Below are 19,343 nucleotides of genomic sequence, written 5' to 3' on the forward strand. Positions count from 1 at the left end.
CTGTCTGCTCGATCCGTTTTGCTCCTGGGCCCAGTTGCTTCCAGCAGCCGGCGGCTCATGCCGGCCGGAACCCGAACCACGGGTGCCATTCCCAGCCGCGGCCTTCCTCCCGTTCCCGCGGCACCTCGACGGTGGCGAAGCGGCAGGCGGCCTGGCGCAGGCCCAGGCCCTCGGCTTCGGCCAGTTCCCGGATCCGTTCCAGCAGCTGCGTCTCGTCCATGGCACCCCAGGGGTGTACGCCCGTGGCTGTTTCCAGGTCTGAACGGTGGATCAGGTCGGCACCAGCGCGGACGTACGGGTCCTGGCCCTGCTTCTCCAGCTCCGGCTCCACCCGGTGGATCACCAGGGTTTCCTCCTCCTCGTCCGGCAGGAAGGCCAGGGTGCGGTCGTGGTCCGTGTCGGCACGGAACGGCTGTTCCTGCGCCAGCACGCCCAGCAGGGTGGCCTGCGGGAACTGCCAGCCCAGGCAGGCGCGATCGAGCACGTCCTGGGGCCAAGTACCGGTACCCCGCCGGGCCGAGGGGCGGCCTCCGGCCGCGGGTGCCGGGTGCAGCGCGGCGTCCGGAAGGGGCTGCATGGCCGTCTCCATGCGGGCGTGCTCCAGCGCCACCCAGTGCGAGCGCGCGTGAGTCAGGGCCTCCGGGAAGGAGCGGATACGCGGCACGGCGTCGATGGGTTCGCCCGCGTCGGTCCGTCCTTCCGCATCCGGTCGCAGCGTGGCCAGGCGATGGCTGGCCAGCAGGAACTGCTGGCCGGGTGAGTCCTTCTCGAATCCCGGGCGGATGAAGGCGGGTTTGCCCGGCTGTTCCAGCGCCTTCAGGTTGGTGTCGAAGACGACCAGGTTCGGAGCCATCGGTACCGTCCTGGGGCGATGCCGGCGCACGCGGCCGGCCAGCTGGATCACCGAGCGCATCGAGGACGGTTCGGCGATGGCCCAGTCCGCGTCCCAGTCACGCCCCACCTCGCAGACCGGGGAGGCCAGCACCAGGAACAGGTGGTCGTGGTCCGGGGCCACGTCGATGGCAGCGCGCACGGATGGATGGCGCCAGACCCGGGCCGGGTCGCGCCGGTCCAGCACTTCGTCCAGCAGCGTCTCGATGGCCGAGCGCTGGGCCAGCGGGAAGCGGGCGTGGTAGACACACAGGTGCAGCCGGATGCCCGCCGGCGGATCGAGTGCCGCCAGTGCACGTGCGACCTCGACCAGCGGATCGATGTTGGCCATGCGCACGATACCGAAGCTGGCACGGCGGCCGGTGACCGGATCGGTGTCGGCATGGTGGCGATGCAGTTCGTGGGCCGCCTGGGCGACGGCGGCGCCGAACTGTTGGCGGATGGCCTCGCGCTTTTGGCCAGGGGCAACCTGCAACCGCTGCAGGCGTGCCATGCGCAGCGGAGACTGTGCCTGCAGCCTGGCGACGCGTTGCCCTACGAAGCGGGCATGTGCCTCGGCAAAGCCAGCAGCATCCGCGCATGCCTGCGCCTGTGGCCGGCCGTGCTCGTCCACCCACAGGCAGGGCACTTCCACCGGCGCGTCCTGCGGAACGGTGGTGTTGCCACGGTTGCCGCGCCATTGCCGGCGCCCGGCCTGATACGCGCAGAACATGCCCTCGACCAGGGCCGGCGGCATGGTGGCCGACGACAGCACGACGCGTGTCCCGTACATGCCGGCGAAGAACACCAAGCGACTGAGCGCAGGCAGGTCGGCGATGTCGTAATCGTCCAGCTCGTCCAGCACCAGGTCGGCGCCGAGCAGGCGCAGCAGTGGGGCGATCTGGCGTCCGGCACGCAGCGACTCGCTGGCCGGGACCAGGTGGTCCACCGTGCACACCGCCAGCGGGGCCAGCAGCAGCTTGCGCGCGTCCCCTTCGGCCAGCGCGCGGGCCAGCAGGGGGTGGGACGTGGTGTCGCCCTCGTACAGCACGTGGCCGTCCTCCTCCAGCAGCGCCCGGGTCGAGGCCGAGCCGCAGGCCTCCGCCTGCCGTTCGTGGAACTCGAACAGTGCCCGATTCGCCGAGCCGCCCACCAGTACGGCCAGCTCGTCCTCGCCCAGGCCCAGGTCACGGCGGTAGGCGCGTCCGGTCTGCAGGGTCAGCGTGCGCAGGCCCAGGGCGTAAGTGGCTCGCATGCCGCGCTGCGGTTCGGCCAGGGCATAGAGGATGCGGGCATTGGCCAGGGTCTTGCCGCAGCCGGTGGAGGCCATGTTGACGATGAACGCCCCCTGCTCGCGGGCCGTTTCGCGCAGTCCGGCGGCGGCATCGAAAGCCCGGTCCTGCCAGGCGAAGCGGGGATCGCCCGTGCGCTTGCGCAATCCACGGTGGTGGGCCAGACGCGGCAGGTGCCGTTCCAGAGCGGGCAGGGCATGGGCCACCAGTCCGGCCTCGTGGCCGACGCCGAGCAGGTGCTCCAGCAGCGACTGGTTGGGTTGCATGCGCCCGTGCCGGTCGCGCCGGGTGTTGGCGAACAGGGTCTGGTCCGACTGCACGAAGGGCTGCCGTTCCGGGACGGATTGGCCACCCCCATCGAGGCCCAGGCTGGAGTAGTGGTGGTCGGCCAGCATCAGGCACAGGCGGGCCAGGTGCAGGACCCAGATGTTGTCCAGCCAACCAATGCGTGTCTGCCGGTGGCGCTCGAGCAGCCGCCGGGCCACCCGCGCGGCCTGCTTGCGCCAGGCCGGCGACACCACTGGCAGGGGGGCGGCCAGCTCCCAGTACGGGGCGAAGTCTTCCATCCCGACCTGCTCCTGGACTTCGTTCCATGCATGGGTGATGCAGGACAGTGGGTCGCGCAGCCAGGCCGCCTCGATCGCCCGGGTCCGGAACCCCCAGGGCCGCTGCCGGCCATCCTGCATGCAGGGGGCCATCGGCATGCGGTGGTGGGTCAGGACCAGCCAGCCGATCGCGGCGGCCAGGGGCGCGCGCTGGGCCAGTTTGCGGAAGGCTTGCGGCTCGATGCCCGCATCCATGCCGTCGCGCCGGTAGCGATCAGGCGCCGTCCAGGTGTCCGCATCGGCTGCCGTCCCGTTCGCCAGGCGGCGCAGCCAGCCCTCATCGTCGTCGTCGCCGACAAAAGCCAGGAACAGGCGCAGCGACACCCACTCGTGTCGGACGAGGTTGCGTCCGGCAAGCTCGTTGCGCAGGCGCCGCTGGAACGCCACGCTGGCCTTGCCCAGGTCGTGCAGCAGGGCTGCCAGCTGGGCCAGCAGGCGGATGTCCTGGGCCGAGTGCCAGTCGTTCTCGTCCTCGCGCCGCAGCACGTCGCGAGTGGTGGTGTTGGTGGGAACCGCTCCTTCAGCGTTGAAGCGGCTGGCGTCGCCCACGATCCACAGCAGCTCGGTATGGTCGCGGCCGCGGATCCAGTGGCAGGCCACCGCGGTGTTCTTGCGCGCCGTACGCCGCAGCAACCGGCGCAGCGTGTCCAGGCCGGCCCCGGTGATCGCGGTCTGCCAGGTGCGGTCGCCGCGGCGTTCGGCGAACTGGTCCAGAATGCGCCGCGTCTCGACCAGGGCACGCTTGTCGCACTGGGACACCAGCAGCACGTTCATGCCTGTCCCCTGCCTGCCGTGTCCAGGGCAGTGGCCTTGACCGTGTCAATCATGAAGTCCAGCGCCTCGCTGCGCGCCAGGGCCTCGATGCAGCCGCGGCGGAATGCCTGCTCGTCGTCGCCGCGCATGGCCGACAGAAAGGCCTGCGGCAGGATGTGGGCGTCCTTGACCAGGTCGGCCACGTCGAACACCAGGCCGCCTCGGTGGGTCTTGCCGTGCAGGACCGCCAGGCCGTGCGGCAGCCCCAGCACCCAGCAGGCCGTCGCGCCCAGGCCATAGGCCAGATAGTTGCCGTGGTCGAGGAAGCGGTTGGCCGGATCGGTGCCGGAGCCGCGTTTGGCCCGGGTGAACTCGCCGTATCGGGTCGCCTCGGCGGCCAGCCGGAACAGCGCCTTGGTGAGGCGTGCCTCCTCGGTCAACAGGGCGGTGCCGTCCTGGGCCTGTCCGATTTCGCGGGCGGAGTGCTCCAGCAGCCCGTCCAGCCGCGCCGGATCGACGCCGAAGCCGGCCTCGCGCAGCCAGCTGTGCGTCCACTGCGTGCGCAGCCGGGCCAGGCGTGCCCGCTGGAAGGCCTTGGCCGCGTGCAGGCGCAGATCGTCGTCGAACCAGAACCGCACCCAGGCTTGCAGGTACTCGGTGGGCCGGTACTCGCTCTGGGGCGAGAACCAGGCCACGTCCACGTCGACCTCGTTGGCGGTGAACAGCGGCGTGCCACCCCCGCCACAGAAGCCCACCAGCACTCCGGCCCTGGCCAGCTCGCGCATTGCCGCCTGGGTGACCGAGGTGCCGGTCCCCAGCAGCAGGCAGGTGGTGTTGGCGATCGGAATGTTCCAATAGAGCTGGCGCTTGCCGCTCTCGGTGACGTACTCGACACGTCCGCCGTTGACCAGTACCCGGCAGTGCTCGAGGTAATAGAGGTTCGCCCGCTTGGAATGCAGGATCGTTTTCAGGTCAGACGGCGACAGCTCGTCCATTGCAGCCCCCGCAGTATCACCCGGGGGCGGATGGGCGTTCCCGTTCCGCGGCCCCTGGGAAGGTCGTCCGTGCGGAATGTCTCAGATCCGGCGACGGATGCAAGCGGAGGCCGGGCGGTGGCCGCTGTCCGGGCTCAGAGCACCTGCGGCGGCTGGCCGCCGACGATCACGATGTCGGCCGGGCGGCGGGCGAACAGGCCGACGCTGACCACGCCGGGGATCTGGTTGAGTTCGCTCTCCATCTTCACCGGGTCGGTGATGCGGAGGTTGTGCACGTCCAGGATCCAGTTGCCGTTGTCGGTGACCACGCCGTCGCGCCACACCGGCTGGCCGCCGGTCAGTTCCAGGATGCGGCGGGCGACCAGGCTGCGCGCCATCGGGATCACTTCCACCGGCAGCGGGAACTTGCCCAGCACCGGTACCTGCTTGGCCGGATCGATGATGCACACGAAGGTCTCGCTGGCCTCGGCGATGATCTTCTCCCGGGTCAGCGCGGCGCCGCCGCCCTTGATCAGGCGCTTGTGCGGGTCGCACTCGTCGGCGCCGTCCACGTACAGCTTCAGCGGGCCGGCGGCGTTGGCGTCCAACACCTCGATGCCCAGCTCCTTCAGCCGCTTCGTGCTCTGCTCGGAGCTGGAAACGGCGCCGGCAATGCGGTCCTTGATCCGGCCCAGGGCCTCGATGAAGTAGGCCACGGTCGAGCCGGTGCCCACGCCGACGACCATGCCGTCCTCGACGTACTCGATGGCCTTTTCGCCGGCCAGGCGCTTGGCTTCAGACATTGGAGGGCCGTGATTGGTAATTGGTGATTGGTGATTCGTAGGAGCGCTTCGCCGCCCGCTAATCACGAACGGCAAATCACTGCTTTTCCAGCGCCAAGAGTAGCTTCCACTGCGCCGCGGTGACCGGGAACACGGACAGGCGGTTGCCGCGGGCGACCAGGGGGAAGCCTTCGCCGAGCTGGTCGGCGTGCTGCTTGATCTCGTCCAGCGGGATGGTGCGGGCGAGCTTGCGCTCGAAGGCCACGTCCACCAGGTACCAGCGCGGCTGCTCGCGGGTGGCCTTGGGGTCGTAGTAGTCGGACTTCGGGTCGAACTGGGTCTCGTCCGGATAGGCCTCGCTGGCCACGCGGGCGATGCCGACGATGCCCGGGACCTTGGTGTTGGAGTGGTAGAACAGCACCCCGTCGCCGACCTTCATCCCGTCGCGCATGAAGTTGCGCGCCTGGTAGTTGCGTACCCCGTTCCAGGGCTCGGTGCCGACCCGCTGGAGGTCGTCGATGGAAAACGCGTCCGGTTCGGACTTCATCAGCCAGTAGCGGGTGCGGGCGCTCACGTCGGGTCTTTCTCGTGCTGCGGGCTGCTGGCGCCGGGGCGCAGCAGGGTCTGGGTCTCGGTGCAGATCGCGTCGGGGACCACGTCCCACTCCGCCCCCTCCAGCGCCTCGACCTGCTGCACGGAGAAGCCGGCACCCACCAGCCACGGCGGCGCGGCGCGGTCGCGGCGGAACGCGAAGCTGCGATCATACCAGCCGCCTCCCATGCCCAGCCGCTGGCCGCCGGGGTCGAAGCCGACCAGCGGCATCACCACCAGCGACATCGCCGCCGGCTCCAGCGCCGAGGACGGCTCCACGTCCGGCTCGGGAATGCCGAAGCGGTTGGTCACCAGCGGGTCGCCCGAGCGCCATGGCGCGAAGCGCAGCAGCTCGCCGTCCAGCACCGGCAGGCACCAGACCAGGCCCGGGGGCAGCTTCAGCTGCAACACGTGCAGGCCGATCTCGCCGTCCATCGCCCAGTAGCCGGCGACGTAGCCGCGCTGCGGCAGGAAAGGCAGGGCGAGGATGCGTTCGGCCAGCTCCTGCGCGGCGGCGATGCGCACGGCCGGCGGCAGCGCGCGGCGGCGGTCGCGCAGCTGGCGGCGCAGGGTGGGGCGGTCCTGGGTCATGGGCATCCGGGGCGTGGGCGGCGCTGCATGATCGCCGCCGCCGCCGGCCGCGCCAAGCCCGCGACGGTGCCGGCGCGCACAAAAAACGACGCCTCCCGGGGGAGGCGTCGTCGGAAGAATGGTTCTCCACCATGCCGATGCGGCGAAACGACCTTGAACCCGAGGTTCAAGTGGGAACGGTCGGAAACCTTCGGGCTTCCCGCTACATGGCGGACATGCACACCCGGCGTCGTCGCATCCCCGGTGTCGTTTTTAAGGGACAAGGCGAATGTTTTGCCAGCTGTCGAACACGGCAGAGAACGCGAAAGGATTATAGCGTCGCCGCGCGCGCTGCCTAGCCTGCGTGGCGTGAATAGCGAAGATTCCGGCAATGCCTGGTTCAGGGCCGGAAGGCGCGGTCAATCGGACCGCGCATTCAGTCTTGTGGTTTGTCCGTGGCCGGGCCGAGCAGGCTGTCCAGGCGCCGGTCCAGGGTGTCCAGCACCCGCGCCAGCTCGCGCTCGCGGGCGTCGCGTTCCTCGCGCGCCTGTTGCAGTTCGTGGGCCAGGTTCAGCGCGGCCAGCACCGCCAGCCGGTCCAGCGAGACCATGCGGTTGCTGCCGCGGATCTCGCGCATGCGCGAGTCCAGCAGGCGGGCGGCCGCCTGCAGGCTGTCGCGTTCACCCGCCGGCACGCCGACGGTGTACTCGCGGTCCAGGATGCGGACTTCTACCGGCTCGGTGCTCACGTGTGCTGCTCCAGCGACCGCAGCCGCGCGATCATCGCCTCGACCCGGGACCGCGCCTGCTCGTTCTTCAGCAGCAGCTGCGCGCGCTCGGCGACCAGCTGCTCCTGCTGCAGGCGCAGGCTGCGGTTCTCCTCCGCCAGCCGCTGGCAGCGGTCGGCCAGCGCTTCGACCCGCGCGGCGAGGGCGCGGAGGCGGGCGGTGGCGTCGGGCGTGGGTTCCATGGGAGGCCACGATAGGCAGCGCCCCGCGCGCCGGTCAAGCGAGTCCGGACGGCCGGCCACCGGGCCGTCGCGGGCGGATTGATACACTTGGCTCCCCTTCCCGCCCCCGCCCGACATGTCGCAACTGCCCACTCCCCAGGAGGTCGCCGCGGCCAGCCGCGAGCTCGGCCTGGTCGCCTCGCCCGCCGAACTGCACGGCGCCCTCTGCGGCTGGCTGGCCGGGGGCGGCGCCGACGCGCGCGACTGGACCGCCAAGGTCATGGCCGACGAATCCCTGCCGCCGCCGCCCGCCGGCAGCGCCCTGGACCGCCTGCGCGAGGGCAGCGTGGCCCAGCTGGAGGACGGCGAGTTCGCCTTCCAGCTGCTGCTGGCCGACGAGGATGCCAGCGTGCGCCAGCGCGCGCAGGCGCTGTTCGACTGGTGCCGCGGCTTCCTCGGCGCCTTCGGCCTGGCCGCCGGGGCCAAGCCGCCGCTGTCGGAGGAGGGCAGCGAGGCCCTGCAGGACCTCGGCAAGCTGGCCGGGGCCCGGGTGCAGGACATCGACGAGGACGAGGAGGACGAAGCCTCGCTCTCGGAACTGGAGGAATTCGTGCGCGTGGCCACCCTGCTGCTGCATGGCGACTGCGTGCTCGGTCCGCGCCACCGCCGCAACTTCAACTGACATGCGCAGCGTCACCGGCATCCCCGTCGCCGAATTCGCGCGCCGGCGCCGCCAGCTCATGCGCATGGCCGGCGACGACGCCATCCTGGTGCTCCCGGCCGCGCCGCAGCGCGTGCGCAGCCACGACACCCACTATCCCTACCGGCAGGACTCCGACTTCTGGTACCTGTGCGGCTTCCCCGAGCCGGACGCGGTGCTGGTGCTGGTGCCCGGGCGCAAGCACGGCGAGGCCCTGCTGTTCTGCCGCGAGCGCGACCCGGAGCGCGAGGCCTGGGACGGCCCGCGCTTCGGCCAGGAGGGCGCGGTGGAGGCGTTCGGCCTGGACGACGCCTACCCGATCGACGACCTGGACGACATCCTGCCCGGCCTGCTCGAGGGCCGCTCGCGGGTGTACTACCACTTCGGCCGCGACGCCGAGTTCGACCTCAAGCTGATCGGCTGGGTCAACCGCGTACGCGCCCAGGTGCGCCACGGGGCGCAGCCACCGCACGAGTTCCTGGAGCTGGGCCACCTGCTGCACGAGATGCGCCTGTTCAAGTCGCGCGAGGAGCTGCGGCTGATGGAGAAGGCGGCCGAGATCAGCGTGCGCGCGCACCAGGCGGCGATGCGCGCGGTGCGCCCGGGCATGTACGAATACGAGCTGCAGGCCGAGCTGGAGCGCGTGTTCCGCGCCGCCGACGCCTGCCCGGCCTACGGCAGCATCGTCGGCGCCGGTGGCAATGGTTGCGTGCTGCACTACGTGGCCAACAATGCCCGCATCCGCGACGGCGACCTGGTGCTGATCGACGCCGGCGCCGAGTACCGCAACTACGCCGCCGACATCACCCGCACCTTCCCGGCCAACGGCCACTTCTCGAAGGAGCAGCGCGCGCTGCACGACCTGGTCGGCCGCGCCCAGGCGGCGGCGCTGGAGAAGGCGCGCCCGGGCGAGCCGTGGATCGCCATGCACGAAGCGGCGGTGGAGGCGCTCACCGAGGGCCTGCTGTCGCTGGGCCTGCTCAAGGGCACGCTGCAGAAGAACCTGGCCGCGGAGAGCTACAAGCGCTTCTACCGGCACAAGAGCGGCCACTGGCTGGGCCTGGACGTGCACGACGTCGGCGACTACCGCATCGACGGCGAGTCGCGCCTGCTGGAGCCGGGCATGGTGTTCACCATCGAACCGGGCCTGTACGTGATGCCGGACGACACCACGGTGCAGCCGCGCTGGCGCGGCATCGGCATCCGCACCGAGGACAACGTGGTGGTGACCGGCGACGGCCACCGCATCCTCACCGAAGGCCTGGCCCGCTCGGCCGACGAGATCGAGGCCTTCATGGCCCAACGCTGACCCCTCACCCCATGGGGAGAGGAAAAAGGAAAAGCCCCGGCCTGGCCGGGGCTTCTCCTTTCAACGACCGGCAACGATCAAAGCAACGGCACCAGCAGCAGCGCCACGATGTTGATGATCTTGATCAGCGGGTTGATCGCCGGGCCGGCGGTGTCCTTGTAGGGATCGCCGACGGTGTCGCCGGTGACCGCGGCCTTGTGCGCCTCCGAACCCTTGCCGCCGAAGTTGCCGTCCTCGATGTACTTCTTGGCGTTGTCCCAGGCGCCGCCGCCGGTGGTCATGGAGATGGCCACGAACAGGCCGGTGACGATGGTGCCGATCAGCAGGCCGCCCAGCGCCTTCGGTCCCAGCAGCAGGCCGACGATGATCGGCACCACCACCGGCAGCAGCGAGGGCACGATCATTTCCTTGATCGCCGACCGGGTCAGCATGTCAACCGCGCGGTCGTACTGCGGCTTGGCCGTGCCCTGCATGATCCCGGCGATCTCGCGGAACTGGCGGCGCACTTCCTCGACCACCGCGCCGGCGGCGCGGCCCACCGCCTCCATCGCCATCGCGCCGAACAGGTAGGGGATCAGGCCGCCGACCAGCAGGCCGATGATCACCGTGTGGTCGGACAGGTCGAAGGCGAAGGTCTGCCCCGGATTGCTGGCCTGCAGGTTGTGGGTGTAATCGGCGAACAGCACCAGCGCCGCCAGCGCCGCCGAGCCGATCGCGTAGCCCTTGGTCACCGCCTTGGTGGTGTTGCCCACCGCGTCCAGCGGATCGGTCACCGCGCGCACCTCCGGCGGCAGCTCGCTCATCTCGGCGATGCCGCCGGCGTTGTCGGTGATCGGGCCGTAGGCGTCCAGCGCCACCACCATGCCGGCCATCGACAGCATCGCGGTGGCGGCGATGGCGATGCCGTACAGCCCGGCCAGCGCGTGCGCGCCCCAGATCGCCGCGCACACCGCCACCACCGGCAGCGCGGTGGCCTTCATCGACACGCCCAGGCCGGCGATGATGTTGGTGCCGTGGCCGGTGGTCGAGGCCTGGGCGACGTGCCGCACCGGGCCGTACTCGGTGCCGGTGTAGTACTCGGTGATCCACACGATCAGGCCGGTCAGCACCAGGCCGATCAGCGCGCACACGTAGAGGTTGCCCGGGCCCGCCGGCGAGCCGGCCATCAGCGAGCTGGTCACCGGCCAGAACGCGATCGCCGCCAGCACGCCGGACACGATCACGCCCTTGTACAGCGCGCCCATGATCGAGCCGCCGTCCCTGGCGCGCACGAAGAACGCGCCGATGATCGAGGCCACGATCGAGACGCCGCCCAGCACCAGCGGGTACAGCACCGCGTTGGCACCGACCTGGTCGAGCATCAGCCCGCCCAGCAGCATGGTCGCGATCACCGTCACCGCGTAGGTCTCGAACAGGTCCGCGGCCATGCCGGCGCAGTCGCCGACGTTGTCGCCGACGTTGTCCGCGATCACCGCCGGGTTGCGCGGATCGTCCTCCGGGATCCCGGCCTCGACCTTGCCCACCAGGTCCGCGCCCACGTCGGCGCCCTTGGTGAAGATGCCGCCACCCAGGCGCGCGAAGATCGAGATCAGCGAGGAACCGAAGGCCAGGCCGACCAGTGCGTGCAGGTTGTCGGCCAGCGACAGCCCCAGCTTCTGCAGCAGCCAGAAGTAGCCGGCCACGCCCAGCAGGCCCAGCCCGACCACCAGCATGCCGGTGATCGCGCCGCCGCGGAACGCCACGTCCATCGCCGGGCGCAGGCCGTGGCGCGCAGCCTCGGCGGTGCGCACGTTGGCGCGCACCGACACGTTCATGCCGATGTAGCCGGCGGCGCCGGACAGCACCGCGCCGATGGCGAACCCGATGGCGGTGTACCAGCTCAGGAACAGCCCCACCAGCACGAACAGCACCACGCCGGCGACGGCGATGGTGAGGTACTGGCGGTTGAGGTAGGCGCGCGCGCCTTCCTGGATCGCCGCGGCGATCTGCTGCATGCGTTCGTTGCCTGCAGGCTGCGCCAGGATCCAGCGTGCGGAGATGATGCCGTAGAGGATTGCGAGCACGGCGCACAGCAGCGCCAGCGTCAGACCGTGTTGTTCCAGCATGACCCCTCCCGAGGTGTATGGATGCCGTCCGACCGAGGTCGAACCGGGAGGACCACGCCTGGCGAGCCATGAAGCACTGGAACGGACCCGTTACCGAGACGCGTCGTACCGTGTTCGACTTCCGTGGAGTGGGCCGAGTATGACCCCAGCCGCGTGCGGAAGGCCACATGGCGTTCATCCGCGCCGGGGCAGGCTTGTAGTCCCCCGAGCCCGGCGTTGCCCATGAGCCGTCGCCCGTCCGTCCGCCACCAATCCCCCGTCGCCGGCGCCCAGGCGCGCAGCCGCGCTGCCTTCCGCCAGGCCTTCCTGCTGGTGCTGCTGGCCACCGCCCTGGCGGTGGTGGTGCCGCTGCGCGCGCAGGAGCCGGCGGCGCGCGTCGGCGCACCACAGGCCCCGGGCGCGGTGCATACCGTGCGCCAGATCCCGGAAGCCTGCGTACGCCTGGAAGGCAGTTACGCGCAGGCCGGGGCCGCCGCGCCCTATGCGCTGCAGGTGGTGCCGCTGGGCGGCGCCTGCCAGCCGCGCGCGCGCTATGTCGGGGCCGAACAGGCGCAACCCTCGGCCGCGGCCGGCTGGACGCTCAACGACGTGGTGAAGATCCCCGAGGCGGCCTGCCCGGGGCGCGAGGCGGTGGTCCAGGTCTGGCGCAAGTCCGGGGCGGACGCTCCGGCGCGCGACGGCCAGGGCCAGGCGCGGATCTACCTGGAGCAGGGCCGCGAGCAGGCGGCTGCCGGGGCCTCCCGGCTGCCGCAGTACAGCGCCGTGCTGCAGGCGCCGCAGGGAGCCTGCGGCAACTAGCCCGCCGGGAGCGCCTCCGGTTCCACCGGCTCGCCCTCCAGCCGCGCGCGGCCGCAGTCGCGGCCGGGATGGTGCGGCTCCGCCTCCGGCGCGGCCAGCAGGGCGCGGAGCCCGCCGGCCGCGTCCGTCATCGCAGTCAGGCTTCCCAGGCCGGCAGCTTCTTCTTCACCGCCACGTTCTTCAGGGTGACGTACTTCGGCAGGCCGTCGCGGCCATAGGCCAGCGGTGCCTCGCCGCGGATCAGCGGCTCCAGGTACTCGCGCGCCCTGGCGGTGATGCCGAAGCCGTCCTTGCGGATGAAGCCGGCCGGCATGGTCTTCTCGTGGTTGGCGACCTTGTGCAGCGGCGCCGGCTCGATCTTCCAGCGGTATGGCGCCGACGAGGTGCGCACGATCACCGGCATCACCGCATTCATGCCCTTGAGCGCGTACTGCACCGCGGCCTTGCCCACCGCCTGCGCCTGCTCCCAGTCGGTCTTGCTGGCGATGTGGCGGGCCGAGCGCTGCAGGTAGTCCGGCAGGGTCCAGTGCACCTTGTAGCCCAGCTTGTCCTTGACCTTGCCGGCCAGGTAGGACGACACGCCGCCCAGCTGGGTGTGGCCGAACGCGTCCTTGCCGCCGCCGGCGTCGGCGACGAACCTGCCGTCCTTGTCGCGGATGCCCTCGCTGGCCACGACCACGCACCAGCCGACCTTCTTCACCACCTTGTCGACCTGGGCCAGGAACGCGGCCTCGTCGTAGGCGCGCTCGGGGAACAGGATGACCTGCGGGGCGTCGTCCGGCGACTGCCCGGCCAGGCCCGCGGCCGCGGCCAGCCAGCCGGCGTGGCGGCCCATGGCCTCGTACACGAAGACCTTGGTCGAGGTCTCGGCCATCGCCGCCACGTCCAGCGCCGCCTCGCGCACGGACACGGCGGTGTACTTGGCGGCCGAACCGAAGCCGGGGCAGGTGTCGGTGACGGCCAGGTCGTTGTCGATGGTCTTGGGCACGCCGATGCAGGTCAGCGGGTAGCCGAATTCCCTGGCCAGCTGCGAGACCTTCCACGCGGTGTCGGCCGAATCGTTGCCGCCGTTGTAGAGGAAGTAGCGCACGTCGTGCGCCTGCAGCACCTGCAGCAGGCGCTCGTACTTGGCGCGGTCGGCTTCCAGCGACTTGAGCTTGTAGCGGCAGGAGCCGAAGGCACCGCCCGGGGTCTGGGCCAGGCCGGCGATGGCGGCGGCCGACTCCTTCGAGGTATCCACCAGTTCCTCGCGCAGGGCGCCCAGGATGCCGTTGCGGGCCGCCAGGACCTTCACGCCCCGGGCCCTGGCCTCGGAAATCACGCCACTGGCGGTGGCGTTGATGACAGCGGTAACACCGCCGGACTGGGCGTACAGCAGGGTGCCTGCGGATTTGGCTCGGGCCATGGACAACTCCTGGGGACGGGACATTTTTCTGTGACTGGCGGGCCGGATGCGGTAAGCTGCCGGACCTTGGTGCGGCGCGTCACGCGCCGCCAGGGACGTGGGGAGTCTAGCGCCCCGGGCCCCTACGGAACATTCATCCAGGGAGTCGATTGATGCGACTAGTGCTACTCGGCCCACCGGGCTCCGGCAAGGGAACCCAGGCCACGCGACTGAAGGAAACGCTGGGCGTCCCGCATATTTCCACCGGCGACCTGCTGCGCGCCGAAGTGGCCGCGGGCAGCCCGCTGGGGCAGCAGGCGAAGGAAGTGATGGCCCGCGGCGAGCTGGTGTCCGACGACATCCTGCTCGGCATGCTGGAGTCGCGCCTGGGCCGCGACGACGTGGCCAAGGGCTTCATCCTCGACGGCTATCCGCGCAACCTCGCCCAGGCCGACGCCCTGGACGGCCTGCTGGCCAAGATCGGCCAGCCGCTGGACGCGGTGGTGCAGCTGGACGTGCCGACCGACCTGCTGGTCGAGCGCATCGCCGGCCGTGCCAAGGCCGAGGGCCGCGACGACGACAACCCCGAGTCGGTGCGCAAGCGCCTGCAGGTGTACAACGACTCCACCGCCCCGGTGATCGGCTTCTACGAAAACCGCGGCACGCTCACCCGCATCGACGGCGTGGGTAGCATGGACGAGATCACCGCCCGCATCCTGGCCGCGCTGAAGAAGGCCTGAGGCGGCCTGCGTTCCCCTCCGCGCGAGGGGTTGGGCAGAGGGCCGGGGATGTGCTTGCCGGCTGCGACATGGAAAGCGCGCCAGCTTCGGGTGGCGCGTTTTTTTTCCCTGGGCCGATGGGCTGCCGGTTGCCGCAGCCGGACAAGCGAGGCGCATCCGGGGCCAGGAACGCCCTGCAACGTCGGGGACGCCGCCTTCCGCCTTGCCGGGGGCCATGCAGCTGGACCCTCGCCATGCGGAGCAGCAACTTCCGCGGCCCCGGCACAAGCCGGGACCCGGTGGCTTGTCGCCTTCCCCAAAAGGGACGCCCGGCACCAGGCCGGGCGTCGGTTCCGGCGTTGCGGCGGCGCGCGCGGCTCATGCCGCCCGCAGCGCCTCGGTCACCGGCAGCCGCGCCGCGCGCACGGCCGGGAACAGGCCGCCGATGAAGCCGATCGCCAGCGCCCACTTCAGGCCTTCCCACAGCAGCCCCGGGGTGACCTTGAACTCGAACGTCAGCTGGGCCACGCCGCCGGCCAGGGTCGAGGCGGTGTAGCCGTTGAAGATCAGCCAGGCCAGCAGGCCGCCGAGCACGCCGCCGGTCGCGGCCAGCAGCATGGTCTCCAGCATCACCGCCACCACCACCGGCATGCCGCGGAAGCCGATCGCGCGCAGGGTGGCGATCTCGCGGGCACGCGAGGCGACCGAGGCGAACATGGTGTTGAGCGCGCCGAACACCGCGCCGATCGCCATGATCGAACCGACCACGATGCCGATGATGCGCAGCTGCTTGGCCATGCCCTCCGACTGCCGCTGGAAGTACTCGCGGGTGGTGGTGGCCTCCACCTTCAGCCGCGGGTCGGCGGCGAGGGTGGCCTTGAACGCATCGAAGTCGCGCGTGCCGGTGAGCCGGGCGACCACGCTGGCGCGGCTGCTGCCGCGGCGGAAGGTGGTGGCGACGATCTCGGCGTCGGCCCACATCTCCGATTCCATCGAATCGCCGGATTCGAACACGCCGACCACCTCCCAGGGCTCGTTGCCCAGGCGCACCGACTTGCCGACCTCCAGGCCCGCGAACTGGCGCTGGGTGCCGGTGCCGACCACCAGCTCGCGGCGGCCGGGCTGGAACTGGCGGCCGGCGACCAGCCTGATGTTCGGGCGCACCGCCCAGGCCATCGGGCCGACGCCGCGCAGGGTCACGCTGCCATCGTCCTCGCCGCCGCGCAGCGGCAGGTTGGCCGCCACCAGCAGCTCGGCCGAGGCCAGCGGCCGCCCCTCGCCGTCGCGCGCGATCTGCGGCGCGCGCTCGATCACGGTGATCGCCTCGCGGTCCAGCACCGACATCAGTTCGGCCGAGGAGCCGCCGCGCAGCACGATCGCGGTCTCGTCGTTGCCGCTGTTGCCGACGGTGTGGCGGTAGCCCTCGCCCATCGCCAGCAGCGCGACCAGCACGCCGACCACGCCGGCGATGCCGATCACCACCACCGAGGAGCCACCCAGGCGCTGGGCCAGGGTGCTGACCCCGACCCGGGTGACCGAGGCCGCCTGGCGGCCGCTGCGGGCCAGCAGCATCCACAGCGCGAACAGCACGGCCAGGCCGAGCAGCGCCGGCCACGGCAGCGCGATCCACGCCGCCAGGAACACCACCAGCACCAGGAACATCGCGGTGCCGGAGAGCAGGGACTTGAGCAGTTTCATGGGGTTCCTCCTAGCGCCCGGCCAGCGCGTCGACGATGTTCAGGCGCATCGCCCGCAGCGCGGGCAGGGCGCCCACCAGCAGGCCGATGCCGGCCATCAGCCCCAGGCCCAGCATCCAGCTGCGCCAGCCGATCTCCGGCAGGTTCAGCATGCCGCCGCTGGCGGCCTTGGCCACCGGCCCGATCAGCGTGGCCAGGCCGAGGCCGAGCACGCCGCCCAGCAGCACCAGCAGCACCGATTCGGCCAGGACCATGCCCAGCACCGACTGCGCGGTGAAGCCGATGGTGCGCAGCACCGCCAGCTCGGAGGTGCGCTCGCGCACCGCCTGGGCCATGGTGTTGCCGGTCAGCAGCAGCAGGGTGAAGAACACCGCGCCCATGATCGAGCCCACGATCAGGCCGATGTCGGCCATCTGCTTGAGCTGCGAGGCCATCGCTGCCTGCTCGCTCATGGTCTTGGTCTCGTGCGGCGAGTTGGCCGACAGCGCGTCGATCGCCCTGGCCACCGCGTCGCTGCGGCGCACGTCGCTCACGCGGCTGATGTACCAGCCGACGTTGCCGTCCACGTACGGCGTGGACTCCTCGAAGTACTCGTAGTGCAGCAGCACCATCATCCCGGTGAAGCCGGATTCCTCGCCGTCGCGCGGGCGCAGCACGCCGTCGATCTGGAACGACCAGTTCAGGCTGCCGTCGCGGTTGGGGAAGATCGTGGACTGCAGCGGGATCTGCTGGCCCACCTTCCAGCCGAAGCGCCGCATCAGGGTCTCGCCGACCAGGATGCCGGTGCGGTTGCCGGCCCAGGCCTGGCGCTGCGCCGGGTCGACCTCGATCTCCGGGTACAGGTCCAGGTAGTTGGGCGCCACCGCGAAGGTGAACAGCTGGTTGCGCGGGTCCTGGTAGGCGCCGCCGAACCAGTTGGCCCAGGTCACCGCCTCGACGTTGTCCAGCCGCGCGATGCGCGGCGCCAGCGACAGCGGCAGGGTCTCGATCATCGACAGCCGCGAGCCGGTGCGCAGGCGCTGCGCGCCGTCGGCGCTGCGGCCCAGGTCGGCGAAGGAGGTGCGGATGCCGTCGAGCAGGCCGAACAGCAGGAACGCCGCCATGATCGAGGCGAGGGTGAGGAGGGTGCGGGTCCGGCGCCGGAACAGCGCCGCCCATATCAGGTGGAAGTATTTCATCGCATGTCCTCCGCCCGGTCAGGCCGCCTGCGGCGCCTGTTCGACCAGGGTGCCCTTGTCCAGGTGCAGGGTGTGGCTGGCGTATTCGGCCGCCTTCGGGTCGTGGGTGACCATCACGATGGTCTTGCCGTGCTCGCGGTTGAGCTGCTGCAGCAGGCCCAGGATCTCCTCGGCCGATTGCCGGTCCAGGTCGCCGGTGGGCTCGTCGCAGATCAGCAACGTCGGGTCGGAGACGATCGCGCGGGCGATGGCCACGCGCTGCTGCTGGCCGCCGGACAGTTCGCTGGGCTTGTGCGACATGCGCTCGGACAGGCCCACCAGCTGCAGCGCGATCTGCGCGTTGCGCTTGCGCTGGGCGGCGCCGAGCTTGGTCAGCAGCAGCGGCAGCTCCACGTTCTTCTGCGCGGTCAGCGCCGGCATCAGGTTGTAGAACTGGAACACGTAGCCCACGTGCTGGCTGCGCCAGTGCGAGAGCTTGCCGGCGCCGAGCTGGTCGATGCGCTGGCCGGCGACCTCGATGCTGCCGGAGGTGGGCGAGTCCAGCCCGCCGATCAGGTTCAGCAGGGTGGTCTTGCCCGAGCCGGAGGGGCCCATCAGCGCGACGAAGTCGCCTTCCTCGATGTCCAGGTCGATGCCGTGCAGCACTTCGACCTTCTCCGGGCCGCGCTGGTAGGTCTTGGTCAGGTTGCGGATCGAAACCAGGGTTGCCATGGCTGTGCCTCGTGCATGCGTGGCCGGTGGGCCGGGGGAAAGGAGGACGCCGCGGACGCGGCGCGGCGGATCAGCCGCCGCCGGCGACCTTGACCAGGTCGCCGTCGGCCAGGTCCTGCGGCGGATCGAGCACCACCAGCTCGCCCGGGGCCAGGCCGGAGGTGACGTCGCGGGTGCTGGCGGTGGAGGGCACGGCCTGCACCTGGCGCAGGCGCACGCGGTCGTCGTCGCCGAGCACGAAGGCCACGGTGCGGCCGTCGCGCTCGACCAGGGCCCCGGATGGCACGCGCACGCCGGCGCGCGGCTGTTCGTCGCCGGCTTCCGGGGCCTGCTCCAGGAAGCTCACGGTCACGCCCATGTCCGGCACGATCCGCGGGTCCTTCACCTTGAGCGCGATGCGCACCTTGACCGTGGCCTTGCCGCGGTCGGCGGTGGGGATGGTGGCGACCACCTCGGCCGGGATCTTCCAGTCCGGGTAGGCGTTGAGCGTGGCTTCCACCGGCATCTTCGCCTTGACCCGGCCGATGTAGGCCTCGCCCACGTCGACCTCGACCTCCAGCGAATCCATGTCGACGATGGTGCCGATGCCGGTGCGGGTGAAGCCGCCGGTGGCCAGCGGCGAGACGATCTCGCCGGGCTGGGCGGCCTTGGCGATGACCACGCCGGAGAACGGCGCGCGCACGATGGTGTTGTCCACGCCGTGGTCGGCGATGCGCAGCTGGTCGGCGGCCACCTGCGCGTTGCGGCGGGCGGTTGCCAGCTGCGCGCGCAGGCTGTCGCGCTGGGCCACGGCCTGGTCGTACTGCGCGCGCGAGACCAGCTGCCCGGCGGCCAGCCGTTCCAGGCGGCTGGCGCTGGCTTCCGCGTCCACCAGCTGCGCCTGCACGCTCTCGATCTGGCTGCGCGCGGCGGCCAGCTGCGACTGCGCCAGCGCGCGCTGGGCATCGGCGTCCACCGGGTCCAGGCGCGCCAGCACCTGGCCCTCGGCGACCTGCATGCCTTCCTCGATCAGCACTTCCTGGACGCGTCCGGTGACCTTGGCCGACACCGTCGCCATGCGCCGCGCGACCACGTAGCCGCTGGCGTCCAGCACCGAAGCCGCCGCCGGCCCGGAGGCCAGCGGCACCGCCTGCGCGGTGCGCACTTCCGGCGCCGGCTCGCGCCGCAGCAGGAACCAGGCGGCGGCGATGATGGCCAGCACCAGCGCGGCGATCAGCAGCGGGTACAGGAGCTGGCGCCCGGGCGGCGTGCCCTGGCCCGGCTTGTCGCGCTCGATGCGCAGTTGCTTGAGCAGTTCGGCGGAGTCGTTCATTGCGGTCCCTTGCCTGGAGCTGCCGTGGAGTGTCCGCCCGCAGGA

Annotated in this window: 18 protein-coding genes and 1 other RNA gene; 4 read left to right on the plus strand and 15 right to left on the minus strand. The window is 71.1% G+C overall.

Going from position 1 to position 19,343, the window contains the following annotated elements:
- Nucleotides 1–55 precede the first annotated feature (55 nt).
- The 8 genes from cas3f to EIM47_RS14550 form a co-directional block, all read right to left on the minus strand.
- Entirely contained in the window at nucleotides 56–3,541 is a 3,486-nt protein-coding gene (cas3f, locus tag EIM47_RS14515; protein ID WP_125077315.1) for a type I-F CRISPR-associated helicase Cas3f, read from the minus strand.
- Nucleotides 3,538–4,515, minus strand: coding sequence for a type I-F CRISPR-associated endonuclease Cas1f (gene cas1f / locus EIM47_RS14520; protein ID WP_125077316.1), 978 nt, complete (start codon nucleotides 4,513–4,515; stop codon nucleotides 3,538–3,540). The genes cas3f and cas1f overlap by 4 nt, the downstream gene beginning before the upstream one ends.
- 134 nt (nucleotides 4,516–4,649) lie before the next feature.
- Nucleotides 4,650–5,297, minus strand: coding sequence for a ribose-5-phosphate isomerase RpiA (gene rpiA, locus EIM47_RS14525; protein WP_028915102.1), 648 nt, complete (start codon nucleotides 5,295–5,297; stop codon nucleotides 4,650–4,652).
- Between the two features lie 76 nt (nucleotides 5,298–5,373).
- On the minus strand, nucleotides 5,374–5,850 hold the full coding sequence (locus tag EIM47_RS14530) for an EVE domain-containing protein (protein WP_028915101.1): 477 nt from the start codon (nucleotides 5,848–5,850) through the stop codon (nucleotides 5,374–5,376).
- Complete coding sequence (locus EIM47_RS14535) at nucleotides 5,847–6,458, minus strand: 5-formyltetrahydrofolate cyclo-ligase (RefSeq protein WP_028915100.1); 612 nt, start codon at nucleotides 6,456–6,458, stop codon at nucleotides 5,847–5,849. Before EIM47_RS14535 ends, EIM47_RS14530 begins: the two co-directional genes overlap by 4 nt.
- Before the next feature lie 119 nt (nucleotides 6,459–6,577).
- Nucleotides 6,578–6,760, minus strand: a non-coding RNA gene (gene ssrS, locus EIM47_RS14540) — 6S RNA.
- Between the two features lie 113 nt (nucleotides 6,761–6,873).
- A complete protein-coding gene (gene zapA, locus EIM47_RS14545; protein ID WP_019398851.1) occupies nucleotides 6,874–7,185 on the minus strand; it encodes a cell division protein ZapA in 312 nt (103 codons plus the stop codon).
- Nucleotides 7,182–7,406 (minus strand): TIGR02449 family protein, encoded by a 225-nt coding sequence (locus tag EIM47_RS14550; RefSeq protein WP_019398850.1) that lies wholly within the window; start codon nucleotides 7,404–7,406, stop codon nucleotides 7,182–7,184. Before EIM47_RS14550 ends, zapA begins: the two co-directional genes overlap by 4 nt.
- A gap of 115 nt (nucleotides 7,407–7,521) precedes the next feature.
- Between EIM47_RS14550 and EIM47_RS14555 the strand changes: the two genes are divergently transcribed.
- Together EIM47_RS14555 and EIM47_RS14560 are read left to right on the plus strand one after the other, a co-directional pair.
- A complete protein-coding gene (locus EIM47_RS14555; protein WP_125077317.1) occupies nucleotides 7,522–8,067 on the plus strand; it encodes a UPF0149 family protein in 546 nt (181 codons plus the stop codon).
- Between the two features lies 1 nt (nucleotide 8,068).
- Nucleotides 8,069–9,394 (plus strand): aminopeptidase P N-terminal domain-containing protein, encoded by a 1,326-nt coding sequence (locus tag EIM47_RS14560; protein WP_028915098.1) that lies wholly within the window; start codon nucleotides 8,069–8,071, stop codon nucleotides 9,392–9,394.
- A 77-nt stretch (nucleotides 9,395–9,471) separates the two neighbouring features.
- Here the strand turns inward: EIM47_RS14560 and EIM47_RS14565 are convergent, their stop codons facing one another.
- Nucleotides 9,472–11,499: a sodium-translocating pyrophosphatase gene (locus EIM47_RS14565; protein ID WP_125077318.1), complete on the minus strand. Its 2,028-nt coding sequence runs from the start codon at nucleotides 11,497–11,499 to the stop codon at nucleotides 9,472–9,474.
- 222 nt (nucleotides 11,500–11,721) lie between these two features.
- Here EIM47_RS14565 and EIM47_RS14570 point away from each other — a divergent pair, with 222 nt between their 5' ends.
- Complete coding sequence (locus EIM47_RS14570; RefSeq protein WP_125077319.1) at nucleotides 11,722–12,297, plus strand: hypothetical protein; 576 nt, start codon at nucleotides 11,722–11,724, stop codon at nucleotides 12,295–12,297.
- On the opposite strand, the gene EIM47_RS16125 is transcribed toward EIM47_RS14570, so the two are convergent.
- Together EIM47_RS16125 and EIM47_RS14575 are read right to left on the minus strand one after the other, a co-directional pair.
- Nucleotides 12,294–12,428, minus strand: a complete 135-nt coding sequence (locus tag EIM47_RS16125; protein WP_019398845.1) for a hypothetical protein — start codon at nucleotides 12,426–12,428, stop codon at nucleotides 12,294–12,296. The genes EIM47_RS14570 and EIM47_RS16125 overlap by 4 nt on opposite strands.
- Before the next feature lie 5 nt (nucleotides 12,429–12,433).
- A complete protein-coding gene (locus EIM47_RS14575; protein WP_125077320.1) occupies nucleotides 12,434–13,702 on the minus strand; it encodes a 6-phosphofructokinase in 1,269 nt (422 codons plus the stop codon).
- Between the two features lie 152 nt (nucleotides 13,703–13,854).
- Here EIM47_RS14575 and EIM47_RS14580 point away from each other — a divergent pair, with 152 nt between their 5' ends.
- On the plus strand, nucleotides 13,855–14,421 hold the full coding sequence (locus tag EIM47_RS14580; protein WP_026010567.1) for an adenylate kinase: 567 nt from the start codon (nucleotides 13,855–13,857) through the stop codon (nucleotides 14,419–14,421).
- Between the two features lie 357 nt (nucleotides 14,422–14,778).
- On the opposite strand, the gene EIM47_RS14585 is transcribed toward EIM47_RS14580, so the two are convergent.
- The 4 genes from EIM47_RS14585 to EIM47_RS14600 all read right to left on the minus strand — a co-directional run bounded on the left by EIM47_RS14585 (nucleotide 14,779) and on the right by EIM47_RS14600 (nucleotide 19,298).
- Nucleotides 14,779–16,098, minus strand: coding sequence for an ABC transporter permease (locus EIM47_RS14585; protein WP_125077321.1), 1,320 nt, complete (start codon nucleotides 16,096–16,098; stop codon nucleotides 14,779–14,781).
- 10 nt (nucleotides 16,099–16,108) lie between these two features.
- Nucleotides 16,109–17,275, minus strand: a complete 1,167-nt coding sequence (locus EIM47_RS14590; protein ID WP_019398841.1) for an ABC transporter permease — start codon at nucleotides 17,273–17,275, stop codon at nucleotides 16,109–16,111.
- A gap of 18 nt (nucleotides 17,276–17,293) precedes the next feature.
- On the minus strand, nucleotides 17,294–17,986 hold the full coding sequence (locus tag EIM47_RS14595) for an ABC transporter ATP-binding protein (RefSeq protein ID WP_019398840.1): 693 nt from the start codon (nucleotides 17,984–17,986) through the stop codon (nucleotides 17,294–17,296).
- Nucleotides 17,987–18,056: 70 nt separating this feature from the next.
- Nucleotides 18,057–19,298 (minus strand): efflux RND transporter periplasmic adaptor subunit, encoded by a 1,242-nt coding sequence (locus EIM47_RS14600; RefSeq protein ID WP_028915093.1) that lies wholly within the window; start codon nucleotides 19,296–19,298, stop codon nucleotides 18,057–18,059.
- Nucleotides 19,299–19,343: the final 45 nt, after the last annotated feature.

Source organism: Pseudoxanthomonas sp. SGT-18 (assembly GCF_003931645.1).
GTDB lineage: Bacteria > Pseudomonadota > Gammaproteobacteria > Xanthomonadales > Xanthomonadaceae > Pseudoxanthomonas.